Annotated in this window: 5 protein-coding genes; 4 read left to right on the plus strand and 1 reads right to left on the minus strand. The window is 40.5% G+C overall.

The features are described 5' to 3' along the window. Positions 1–70: 70 nt before the first annotated feature. Entirely contained in the window at positions 71–5,383 is a 5,313-nt protein-coding gene (locus ACQFX9_RS11385) for an AAA family ATPase (protein WP_427162100.1), read from the minus strand. Between the two features lie 1,187 nt (positions 5,384–6,570). On the opposite strand from ACQFX9_RS11385, the gene ACQFX9_RS11390 reads away from it, so the two are divergent. The 4 genes from ACQFX9_RS11390 to ACQFX9_RS11405 all read left to right on the plus strand — a co-directional run bounded on the left by ACQFX9_RS11390 (position 6,571) and on the right by ACQFX9_RS11405 (position 13,069). Next, complete coding sequence (locus ACQFX9_RS11390) at positions 6,571–7,368, plus strand: molybdate ABC transporter substrate-binding protein (protein ID WP_427162101.1); 798 nt, start codon at positions 6,571–6,573, stop codon at positions 7,366–7,368. Between the two features lie 509 nt (positions 7,369–7,877). Continuing rightward, complete coding sequence (gene vnfD / locus ACQFX9_RS11395; RefSeq protein ID WP_427162102.1) at positions 7,878–9,650, plus strand: nitrogenase vanadium-iron protein, alpha chain; 1,773 nt, start codon at positions 7,878–7,880, stop codon at positions 9,648–9,650. Between the two features lie 341 nt (positions 9,651–9,991). After that, complete coding sequence (vnfK, locus tag ACQFX9_RS11400; RefSeq protein ID WP_427162103.1) at positions 9,992–11,383, plus strand: V-containing nitrogenase subunit beta; 1,392 nt, start codon at positions 9,992–9,994, stop codon at positions 11,381–11,383. Between the two features lie 156 nt (positions 11,384–11,539). Then, complete coding sequence (locus ACQFX9_RS11405) at positions 11,540–13,069, plus strand: nitrogenase component 1 (RefSeq protein ID WP_427162104.1); 1,530 nt, start codon at positions 11,540–11,542, stop codon at positions 13,067–13,069. Positions 13,070–13,084 lie beyond the last annotated feature (15 nt).

The raw sequence follows: 13,084 nt of genomic DNA on the forward strand, positions 1-13,084 counted from the left end.
CCGCGCTACCGCTAACAGCACTCAGCACTCAGCACTCAGCACTCATTACTCATTACTCATTACTCATTACTCAGCACTCACCACTCACCACAGGTAAGGAGATGGTGAAACAACTACCTACTCCTAACGCACTGGTTAGGGTGACATCCCCGCTATGCAGTTCGACAATGCGTTTAACGAGAGCTAATCCTAAACCTATGCCCTCATACTTGCGGTTGAGGCTACTATCAATTTGCGTAAAAGGTTCAAATACTTTTTGGACATTTTCTGGAGAAATGCCAATTCCTGTATCCTTTACGAAAATTTGCAGATAATCGCGCTCTTGCTTGATGCTGGCGATTGTGGCTTCTAAGGTAATTTGTCCACCTGGGGGCGTGAATTTTACGGCATTATTGAGGAGATGAATTAAAGCTTGGCGGATACGTCGTGCATCTATATATAATTCGGGTAGCTCAGTCGGTAATTTACTTGCTACTTGAATAGATTTTTTCGCGGCTTCGAGTTGAATAAATTCTAGGCTTTGTTGGCACAGGGGTAAAATGGCTGTTTTAGCGGATTCTAAATCAATCTGTCCCGATGCAATTTTAGACACGTCTAAAATGTCGCTAATTAGCTTGAGCAAATGATAGCCACTCTGCTCAATGGTTTGTAACGCTTCAATTTGTTTTTCGTTAACTAATCCAAAGACTTCATCCAGTAATGTTTCAGTCATCCCCAGAATGGCATTGAGTGGGGTACGTAGTTCGTGACTCATGGTAGCCAGAAATTCATCTTTGAGTTGGATACTGTGGGTTAATTGTGCGTTGATTTCTTGTAATTGCGCTTCGGCTGTTTGACGATCGCTAAAAAGTCGGGCATTTTCTAGGGATATCGCTGCTTGAGTGCAGAGGAAATGGAGAATCAGCAGGCGATCGCGACTAAATACACCACTAGTAAGTTGATTTTCGAGGTAGAGAATGGCGATCGCTTTTCCTTGGTTGAGCAGGGGTAAACACAGAATACTTTGGGATTGTTGCTGAGTCAGATAATCATCAATGACTGGTAAATCAGTGACAAGGCGATCAATTACTACTATTTCTAGGGTATTTTTGACGTAATTAATCAGTTTTACAGGTAGGGAAAGATTGCCGTCTAAAGGGACTGGGGTAAGTTCTGTAGCTGCTGAGGTGGCGAGGGCTTCTAGTTGCCAGGTGTTATTTCTCTGAGGGAGGATAATAGCACAGCAATCGCCGCCAGAATATGTGAGAATAATTTGGGTCAACTGACGCAGTAAATCTTTGATTTGAATAGTTCCAGATAGATTTTGCGCGACTTTGAGGATAGTTGCCAAGTCTAATACTGTGTTGATGCTGGTGCTAGAAGAATGGTTAGCATGACTGGAATGGGTAATTGATGCGATTGGTATGAGTCCCGCCAGAGTTTCTAGTAAATTTAGGGGTTGGATGGTTGAGTGTAGAATGGGTTGCAATAAATGGGGGTAAAGGTTTTCCAGTTGCTCTGTTTTGCCTTTAGCTCCCCAACGGGCATAACAATAGTAGGCTTGCTGCATATAACCTGCGGCAACTCTTTCTTTGCCCCAATTCCTGTAAAATTTAGCTGCAAGTTCGTTAGCTAATGCTTCTTCTGGGAGATATTCGTGAGTTTTAGCGGCGGTGATAGCGCGATCATACCAATCTCCGGCTTCATAATTGTTACCTAAGACTCGATGTTTTTCTGCTTCTATTAAATCGAGCTTATGTTGATGATTCATCGGTGCATGGTGGGCAAACTGAGCCAAACTAGTTTGATAGGTTTGGGCGATCGCTAAAATTTCGGCTTGTGCTGATTCTGACTCGCTTGGTAAGCGTGTTAAATGTGCCAAGGCTGCATAAAAATAAAAAATCGGCACAAAGAACGATCCTGATACGGCTATAAGATAAGACTGTGCTTGATTTGCATAGTTAATTGCATCTGCATAATCACCAAAACAGTAGGCTAGGAGCAACTTATAAATATAAGCTTCCGCGATCGCTGTACCATCATTATCCTGTTGGTGTTTGGGCAGCATCACTGTTTCATTGTAGGAATTGCCCATTAAGCAATGAGGTTGATCAACTGACTCAATTAAGTTTTCTGCCGTTTGTTTACCTAAATTTATATACGCCTGAGCCGAATATTGTTTCACTTGAGCTAAAACTGCACTATAGCTAGCCATATCTTCGACAAAACTACTAAGTTCTTCGCCACTAAAAAATCTCGAATTACTGTGAGTAGCCAAGGAAAATCCCGCGTGCATAAAATCCCCTGTGTCTATGCCGGCATCATAGGCTGTTTTCAGTGTCTGGATGGAATCCCTCAACGGCTCTTTGTGGGGCTGAATAAAGTTACCAAACAAAAACATGACAATTGGCTTAATCTCTGGGGTATTAAATCTTGTCAGTAAATTTAAAGCCAATTTTCCAAAAGCATAGCCTGTAGCGGCATCTCCTAAGAAGGCAGACATAACTAATCCGTGAAGGGCATACCCAATAGTGGATGATACCGTATTACCCGATAGCAGAGAAAGACTCACCATTTTAGCACTGAGCAAGGGCAATAAACCTGGCATTCCCTGAATAATGGGGGAAAATAAGATGCCCAGAATGTGCATTGCTGCCTGGGTAATGGCATCATTTGTCAGTGGTAAATCTATTAATGTTTCTACTGGGGTGTTTGTGAGTTGGGTAGCCAAGGTTTGTAATGCTTTGTTAATCTCCTCTTTTTCAGCTTCTTGGGGTAGTTCAACCCCCAATTGCTCTAATGCTGTTCTCCCAACTGCGATCGCACCCAGCACATTACTTTGTAAAGTTTTAGCTGCGATTTGAATTTCATAGATTTTCACGCGATCAATCACTGTTCGCGCCTGCTGCAAGACTAAAGTTGCTTGCTGTTCCATGCGCTCAAAGTCACCATTTAAATAACTGACTTCGGCTGATGTCAAATAAAGATTTAAAGTCAATTCATATTGATTTTCCCAGCAGTTTGTCTGCAATAGATCAATCCCTTTTTGCAAATAATCTCTTGCGGCTGGATAGGCTGTAGATTTTCTAGCTTTTACCCCGGCTAGCAAATTGAGTTGAGCTAATTCTTGACGTTGACTTGGTTGACTAATTAACCCTTGTCCTAGATTTAAATGCCCAACGATATCAAATAATTTTCCTTCTTGCTCACTTTCAGAAGTATTTTGCAGCAGTAATTGTCCGATTTGCAGGTGAGTTGCTGTTTTTTGTTCGTCAGGAATTAAAGAATAAGCTGCTTGTTGGACGCGATCATGCAGAAATTGATAATTGGCTATTTTTTTGTTGGTATTTTCATTTAATAGCCCTAGTTGCTGATGATCTTCTCCCTGATAAAACTTATAAACATCACTAATCGGTAAAATAAATTCTTCCTGCAAAGCTTTCCATAAACCAGCCGCCGTTTCTACTTCTGATTGTTGAGCCGCAATAGCCAAAGTTGCTAAATCAAACTGATTACCTATACAAGCGGCTAACTGCAATATTTTTTGAGTTGATGAGGGCATTTTTTGCAGTTGCAATGCCATAAAAGCCACAACATCATCTGTAACTGCTTGCTGTTTTATCTGGACTATATCACATTCCCAACATCCCGAATCAAAGTTAAATTTAATTAGTCCATCTTGATGTAATGCCTTGAGAAACTGTGTAGCAAAAAATGGGTTTCCTTGGGTTTTTCGATACACCAATTCTGTTAAAGGTTGTGACAAGTAAGCATTACAATGAAGCGTATCAGCCACGAACTGATTTAAACTCATTTCACTCAGAGGTTGGAGGGTAATATTATTTAGTTTCGCCCCTGTTTTACTGAGTTGCTCTAAGGTCAATATTAAGGGATGTGCTGGAGTCACTTCGTTATCACGATATGCACCAATTAATAACAAGTACCTCGTATCAACCATTAATAGCTGTATTAACTTTAATGATGCCGAATCTGCCCACTGCAAATCATCTAAAAATATCACTAAAGGATGTTCTTTAGTTGTCAAAACTTGAGTAAATTTCTGAAATAATAAATTAAATCTATTTTCGGCTGCCATACCTGATAATTCTGCAACTGCTGGCTGTTTGCCAATCACCATTTCTAGTTCCGGTATGACTTCAATAATGACTTGTCCATTATCTCCAACTGCTTCTAATATTTTATTTTTCCAAGATAGAATTTGTGCATCACTTTCGGTTAATAATTGCCCCATTAAATCACGGAAGGCTTGCACAAAAGCAGAAAAGGGAATATTGCGATTAAATTGGTCAAACTTGCCTTTGGTAAAATAACCCCGTTGTCGTACTATCGGTTTATGCACTTCATTAACTACGGCAGTTTTACCAATACCGGAAAACCCAGAAACCAACATCATTTCCGTTGCGCCAAAGCTCACTCTTTCAAAAGCTGCGAGGAGAGTTTTAACTTCGGTTTCTCGACCATAAAGTTTATCAGGAATAATGAAGCGATCGCACAAATCTCTCTGTGCAATTACAAAATTGGCAATTTCACCAGTCCTTTGCAATTGCCCTAAGCATTTTTCTAAATCATACTTTAACCCTAACGCACTTTGATAGCGGTCTTCGGCATTTTTTGCCATTAACTTTTTGACTATCTCTGCAATGATAGATGGAATTTGGGGACAAATTTCAGACACTAAGGGAGCAGCTTTGGCAATATGACAATAAATTAATTCCATTGGATCTTCCGACTTAAATGGTAATTCTCCCGTTAGTAGCTCGTAAAAAGTCACACCCAATGAATACAAGTCTGTGCGATAGTCAATCCCCCGATTCATTCTTCCTGTTTGTTCAGGAGAAATGTAAGCTAATGTTCCTTCTATTATATTGTTACTAATTAATGTTTGAGTTTCTCTTGGTAAAAGAGATGCAATACTTAAATCAATTAATTTAATTTTTTTTGTATCAGGATTAATTAAAATATTACTAGGTTTGATATCTTTATGAATAATTCTTTGTCGATAGAGACAATCTAAAATGTCACACAGAGATATAGCTATTAATAGGAATCTTTCTAAAGATAGAGGAAATCTAACTTTTTCACCAGCAAAGTAATCTTTCAGAGAAATTCCACCATAATCCTCCACTACTAAAATATAGCTATTTTGAGATGGTTCTAAGCTATAGGTTTGGATAAATCCAGGATAATTGAGATTTTTACCAATTGTGTATTGATTACGGAATTGCAGTAGTTCACTAAAGTTAGGATAAGGATTCTTAAGATGTTTAATTACTACTGGTAATAAGTCAGTGGCTCGATACCCACGATAAACAATGGTTCTGTAACCTTCATAAAGAATCTTGTTGACTCGATATCCAGGAAAACAGTCCTGATCGCTAATCATAAATGAGTGAATCCTTGGAATAGATACACTTAGTATAGCTTCATACCTCAAATCATTAATTTTTAGAAATATAATTTTATGTCACCTTCAGAATATGATGAGGCACACCTGAAAATATTAACTAAGGAATAAAGTAGTATTAACTTTGATAACTGCCTAACTCTCAGATTTGCTGGCGATCGCTACCCCTCATAAATGTTACAAAAATTACATTTAAAGATATTTAAATGCGCTTTAACAAAATATAACCGCTAAAAAAATTTCTCTCGCAAGTAAAATTGCAAGATGTATGCTATTCTTTACATATAGGGAAACAAAAGCGTAAAGCTAAACAGGTCGATTCTGGCATAGATGTTGACCTCGCAGTATCTTAGTAGTAGTTGTTGTTGTAGAGCCAAATCCTGGAAATTAACCAATTGTTTGATGAACTGATGATCTGACTTCACAAGTTTCTGGAGGTATTTGTGGAGTAATTGGATCTGTAGCAGTGTGAAAGTAAGTGGAGAGCTGGAATCTGTTTGCAGTTCATCAATCAGATTGGAGTTAACAGCATTTTTACCAACCCACATTCTGCACCTTGTGGTGTGGTAAATGCAGTAGACAAAAAACTGGAGACTTTTGCTACTTGATAACATCTGCTAATCAATTTATGTCAACTCTCAAAAGTATTTTTCCGCCTTGATTGCGTGAGGTTCTACAGCAGGAGAACCACAGTGTTTGAGAGTAAAACCTGTGAAATAAGTTTGATTTGTGGCTATTATGCCGCTTGTTGGTAAGTGAAATAATACAGATGGAATTGCAACTTGCGCTCCATCTGTCCTTTATTTTATAGGCATTTTCTTATGAGTTAGTTTTATAGCGAACTTTATTGCTAATTAGACTATCTTAGGCAAATTTGTATTGGCGATCGCTAAATTTACTGATTATGCTACTAACTTCATTTATTACTCTAGGGCTGACAATATGTCTTTGGGCTATGAGCTTAAAAATACTTAATGCAATATGGCAACTATTTACCATTTTACTGGGTTTATTTTGCTTATGTCTGAGTCTGAAATTCTCCTTTGCTCCCTTTGAAGTATTGGGAATATTGGCTTTTCTGAAAATTACACAAAAAATGTACTGCCTAAATCTGCGTCAATAACTAGTTTTTCCGGTTTCATTTACCAACTGTGAGGTAATTATTTATGGTTATGTCCATGCAATCAAGTAAAAGCTTTCTGCTGTTTGAAGAAAATGACCGCTTATCAGTGAGATTATACTCTGCTTTGAGTTTACGACCCGTGATTTCAGAAATCGCTCAAGCTTTTACGAGGAAATACAAAATTCCCATAAGACTTGAATTGGATTATGCTGATTTGCTCCGAGAACGGATTTTAGGAGGTGAGAAGGCTGATATATTTGTTACTGATGATCTGCACAATCCTACTGCATTAATGCAAGCAAGTAAAAGCAGCCCGGTAGTGAACTTTGTTAATAATAGAATATGTGCGATCGCTAAACCTGGAATCAGTGTCACATCTGATACTCTATTAGATGCGATGTTAGATCCAAAAATCCGCTTAGGGATATCAGCACCAAAACCAAACCTCATTGAAGACTATGCACAAACTGTTTTTCATCAAGCAGAAAAATTCAGACTAGGTAGTTCTGAAACATTAAATAATAAAGCATTACATTTAATCGGTGGCAGTAACTATCCAGTCATGTCCGATAAAAAGAATAGGTTTGCTTATTTCATCCTAGAAACTCAACAAGTAGATATATTTTTAAGCTATTATACTGATGCTCGTCTAGCTCATTTAGCAGCCCCAAGTTTACAAATAATAGAATTATCTGAAAACTTAGCCGTTCATGTCAATTATGGCATGACTATCATCAATAATTCTCATAGTGCTGCGGTTACATTAGCTATGTATATACTATCATTAGATGGGCAATCAATCTTATCTAAATATGGATTAAATACATCTGTTATTGGATAATCGCTTATTTAGAAAGTAAATATTCAGTAGGGGAGGCAAAAAGCGGTGTGGATTTTCCTCCCCACCGAACTTCAGAGCGGCGGAAGCCGCCGCTCTGAGTTCTCGCTTTATTGCCGTTGTGTTACGGCTGTGTAAGGATTTGGAGTGTGAGCAAATTATATATAGCCGTAACGCACCGTATTATATTGGTGCGTTACGCGTTTCTTTAACGCACCCTACAAAATAACTGTATTTAGAAACATAATATTGAGTAGAATACTCTGTCTATTTTCTAAAATTATCAATCAATTATTTGTTGTTTTATTATTTGTATACAGACCTGTCTTTATAAATAAAATACGCTCATATTTTATTTATATTTTTTTGATTTTTGTCATCCAAAATACTGTTTAATAATTAGAAGAATTGTTAAAGTTTAAGAACAGAAAAGAAACCGCTTTCTTCTTGAGACAGAAATGAGTTGAAACCAAGAAGAAACAACAAAGAAATCTGCAAAGGAGAATAGAGAAATGCCACTGAAGCTATTAAAGTGCGACGAATCAATCCCAGAAAGGGAGAAGCACGTATACATTAAAGAAAAAGGCGAAGACACCACCCAATTTCTGCCCCTATCCAACATCGAAACCATCCCCGGTTCCCTCTCAGAACGCGGATGTAGCTACTGCGGAGCCAAACTCGTAATCGGTGGCGTACTCAAAGACACCATCCAAATGATACACGGCCCTATCGGTTGCGCCTACGACACCTGGCACACCAAACGTTATCCTAGCGACAACGGCCACTTCCAACTCAAATATGTCTGGTCATCAGACATGAAAGAATCCCACATCGTCTTCGGTGGGGAAAAACAACTCCGCAAATCCATCATCGAAGCCTTTGCAGAGTTCCCCGACATCAAACGGATGATAGTCTACACCACCTGCGCCACCGCCTTAATTGGTGATGACATCCGCGCCGTCGTCAAAAGCGTACAGCAAGAACTCGGTGACGTTGACATCTTCTGTGTAGAATGTCCTGGATTTGCAGGTGTGAGCCAATCCAAAGGACACCACGTCCTCAACATCGCCTGGATTAACGAAAAAGTCGGCACATTAGAACCAGAAATCACCTCACCCTACACCATCAACGTCATCGGTGACTACAACATCCAAGGTGATACCTTCGTCCTAGAGAAGTACATGGAAAAAATGGGCGTACAAATCATCGCCCACTTCACCGGAAATGGGACATACGACTCATTACGGGGGATGCACAGAGCGCAACTCAACGTTACCAACTGTGCGCGTTCAGCAGGATACATCGCCAACGAACTCAAAAAGAGATATGGTATTCCTCGTCTGGACGTAGACACCTGGGGCTTTGACTATTGCCAAGAAGCACTACGCAAAATCGGAGCCTTCTTCGGCATTGAAGACAGAGCCGAAGCCGTCATTGCTGAAGAAGTCGCCAAATACCAAGACAAAATGAATTGGTACAAAGAACGACTCAAAGGCAAAAAGGTCTGTATTTGGACAGGTGGCCCCAGACTATGGCACTGGACAAAGGCTCTAGAAGATGACTTAGGAATGCAAGTTGTCTCCATGTCTTCCAAGTTCGGACACCAAGAAGACTTTGAAAAGGTCATTGCCAGAGGTCAAGAAGGCACAATCTATATTGATGATGGTAATGAATTAGAGTTCTTTGAAGTTCTGGAAATGATTCGTCCTGATGTGGTGTTGACAGGGCCACGGGTAGGTGCATTAGTGAAGAAACTGCACTTGCCTTATATCAATGGTCACGGTTATCACAATGGACCATACATGGGCTTTGAGGGTGCGGTGAATATGGCAAGAGATTTGTACAATGCGATTTATTCTCCTTTGATGCAGCTTGCTGCTTTTGATGTTCGTGATGATCAGCCTAAAGTTGCGGCTGCAACTACAAATGGCAAACAGTCTGAGGACTTGAGTGGTCAAGTTCAAAGCATCACCACATACATTCAAGAGCGTTGTTTGTGGCAATTCCACTCCCGTGCATGGGACAGAGAAGAAAATATCAATGGTGTCATCAAAAAAGCCACTGAACTCTTGAACGGAGAAAAATCTTCTCAAGAAACCCTGACTGATAAGCTGTACTATGCAGATGCCAAGATTCTGGTGTCTGAACTCAAGCGCAACTTACCTTGGATCAAAGATTTGAACAAGGCACAAGTTAAGTCTGTACTAGAGACAGTTAAGCAAAATCTAGTCGGTATCGCTATTTCTGGCTCTCTCAACGGTGAATTGCACCATTCTCTCTATTAAAATTAGACGGCGTTGCTGAATTCAGGTATGAATCTGGCGCACATACGCTACAAGCGCGAAAGAAGATTTGTGATTTCAATTCAGGAACGCTAGAAATTGGTAGTTCTCTTTCATCTCCTAGCAATTTCTCTCTTCCCCAAGCCGTTCGCACACCAACTACAAAGACTTACGACGCGATTTATCTAATCGGAGGGATCGCTCGCAACGTAATTCTCGTTGCGAGTACGTAAGTCTTCACTCACCTGGAACTCAGAACTGCAAAATTTAGGCGGAATTCGATTCAAATATCGGTTCTGAGTTCTATTTCACCCACATTTCACCCTATTCTGGAGGCAATTTAGATGACTTTAGCTGTAAGTAAGAAAGAACGTGCTGGGGTAATCAATCCCATCTTTACCTGTCAGCCTGCGGGTGCTGAATATGCAACCATCGGTGTTAAAGATTGTATTCCCTTGGTGCATGGTGGACAAGGTTGCAGTATGTTTGTCCGCTTGATTTTTGCTCAACACTTGAAAGAAAACTTTGATATTGCATCTTCTTCACTCCATGAAGCTAGTGCGGTATTTGGCGGTATGCCACGGATCGAAGAAGGTGTGAAAACAATAGTAGCACGCTATCCTGATGTCCGTTTGATTCCCATCATCACCACTTGTTCTACTGAAACCATTGGGGATGACGTAGAAGGTACAATCAACAAAGTCAACAAGTTCTTAAAGACAGAGTATCCCAACCGCCAAGTTAAGCTAATTCCTGTACATACTCCTAGTTACCGTGGTAGTCAGGTGACAGGATATGATGCTGGTGTCACTTCATTGATTACTAACTTGGCGAAAAAAGGTGAACCAAACGGTAAGTTAAACATTATTACTGGTTGGGTTAACCCTGGTGATGTGACCGAAGTTAAGCACATCCTCAGCGAAATGGGTGTTGAAGGTAACATCTTACTCGATACCGAAACCTTCAATGCTCCTACAATGCCAGATAGAAACAGCTTCACCTTTGGTAATACTACCATTGAAGATATTGCTGGTTCTGCCAATGCTGTAGGAACGATCGCTCTGTGCAAATATGAAGGTGGTAACGCGGCTCAGTTCTTAGAAAGAGAATTTGATGTTCCTGCGATCGTTGGCCCTACACCAATTGGGATCAAGAACACTGACGCTTGGCTACAAAATATCAAGAAACTGACTGGTAAGGCAATCCCAGAATCCTTGGTTATCGAACGGGGTAAAGCAATTGACGCTTTAGCTGACTTAGCACATATGTATTTTGCTAACAAGCGTGTAGCTATTTACGGCGACCCCGATTTAGTAATTGGCTTGGCTGAGTTCTGTTTAGAAGTTGAATTAGAGCCAGTATTGCTGTTGTTGGGTGATGATAACCAAGCTCCTTCCAAAGACCCCAGATTAGCTGAGTTAGAAAAGAGAGCAAATCACGCTGAGTATGACATCGAAGTGATTTGGAATGCTGACTTGTGGGAACTGGAACACCGCGTTAAAGAAAAAGGCGATATCGACTTGATTTTGGGTCATTCCAAAGGTCGGTATATTGCGATTGACAACAAAATCCCAATGGTACGCGTAGGTTTCCCCACTTTTGACCGTGCAGGTATGTGGAAACATCCTGTAATTGGTTATCGTGGTGCGGAATTTTTGGGAGATGCGATCGCTAATGCCTTGTTTGCAGACATGGAATACAAGCATGACCGTGAGTGGATCTTAAACGTTTGGTAAGAAATTTCTAAACGCATAGGCACTTCGCCTTCCCGCAGGGTAGGTACGCGAAGTATAACGCAAAGGTACGCAGAGGACTTGATTTAAAACTCTGCGTTACTTTGCGCTCACCTTAACGACCCTCTGCGTTTTCATAAAAAATGGGAGAGAGGAATTATGGCAGCGAAAATTGATGCGAATGTTGTATTTTACGGGCATTTAAGCGAACTTTATCAACTGGCAAAAGAAGGTAAGATTAAAACTACTTTACAGGGGAGTCATACTCGACCCTGTAAATTTTGGACTGCAACCAAGATTTTAAGTGGGATTAAGGATGCGATCGTTATTTCTCACGGGCCTAGTGGCTGTGCTTATGGAGTTAAACGAGCGTATAAACTTACTAATAGCCGTAACAGTGGTTCTCCTTATGAACCTGTTGTCACTACGAATATGAGTGAGAAAGCGGTGATTTTTGGTGGGGAAAAGGAATTACGGGGTGCGATTCTGGAAGTAGATCAAAAATATCATCCTGATGCGATCGTTGTTGCTACCAGTTGTGCGTCGGGGATTATTGGCGACTGTGTAGATGAAGTAGTGGGTAAAGCTCGTAGCGAAATCGACGCAGAAATCATGACGATACACTGTGAGGGCTTCGCAGGGGAGTATCGTAGTGGGTTTGATATTGTCTTCCGCCAAATTGTAGACTTTATGGAGCCGCCCACCCCAGAACGCCAATCACAATTAGCCGATTCTGTCAATATTGTAGGCGCAAAGATGGGGCCAGAAAGGACAGAAGTAGAAGGAGATGTTAAGGAACTAAAACGACTGATTAAGGGGATGGGTGCAAGAGTCCACAGTGTGATTGCTGGTGACTGCACACTAGAAGAACTCAAACAAGCACCAAGCGCAGCCGTTAACTGTACCTTATGTTTGGATTTGGGCTATACCATCGGTAAAGCCATGTCAGATAGATTTGGTACACCTTTAAATTCCACAATTCTGCCCTATGGTATCAGTGCTACAGAAAAATGGTTGCGTGGGGCGGCAAAATATTTAAAGATGGAAGCACAAGCAGAAGCCCTGATGGAACGGGAATATGCAGCCATCAAAACAGAATTTGAAGAAGCCAAGAAATATATTGAAGGTAAGTTAGCCATTATCGAAGGACATGACGCTATTAAGTGCTTGTCTATCGCCCATATGTTAGAGCGCGATTTTGGAATGCGTGCTGTTATTTATAACTTCCATCCCTGGAGTACGGAAGCACGGGAAACCAGCGTAGATTACCTTTTAGAAACGGGGTTAGACCCAGAAATTTTGATTACCAAGGGGACTTTAGCTTTTGGTAAGTATGAATCAATGAAACAAACTGAAGATGAATTACTAGAATTTATCGGTGGTTTAGATGCTGATTCTGTAGTTTACTTCGGTTCTTCCTTGAGTTTCCCCCACATTCCCGTTGTGGATTTAAACGCCATCTTAAATCGTCCCAGATTTGGCTATCGCGGAGCTTTAAAGGTTGCTAAGTGTATTAAAACCGCCCTTGAATATGGCTTTAGACCCCGCAGTTCCCTAACTAAGCAAATGGTATTCCCAAAAAACTCAGGATTAGCATCTGCTCAATCACTCACCGGCAAATTAGCCCAAGACTTGCCAGATTGCACTGTATATGCAGGGAAGAAGCGGGGCAAATGTTTTAACGAGTAATCAATCATTCAGCCG

The sequence above is a fragment of the Aliinostoc sp. HNIBRCY26 genome, assembly GCF_050235535.1.
Classification (GTDB): Bacteria; Cyanobacteriota; Cyanobacteriia; order Cyanobacteriales; family Nostocaceae; genus Trichormus.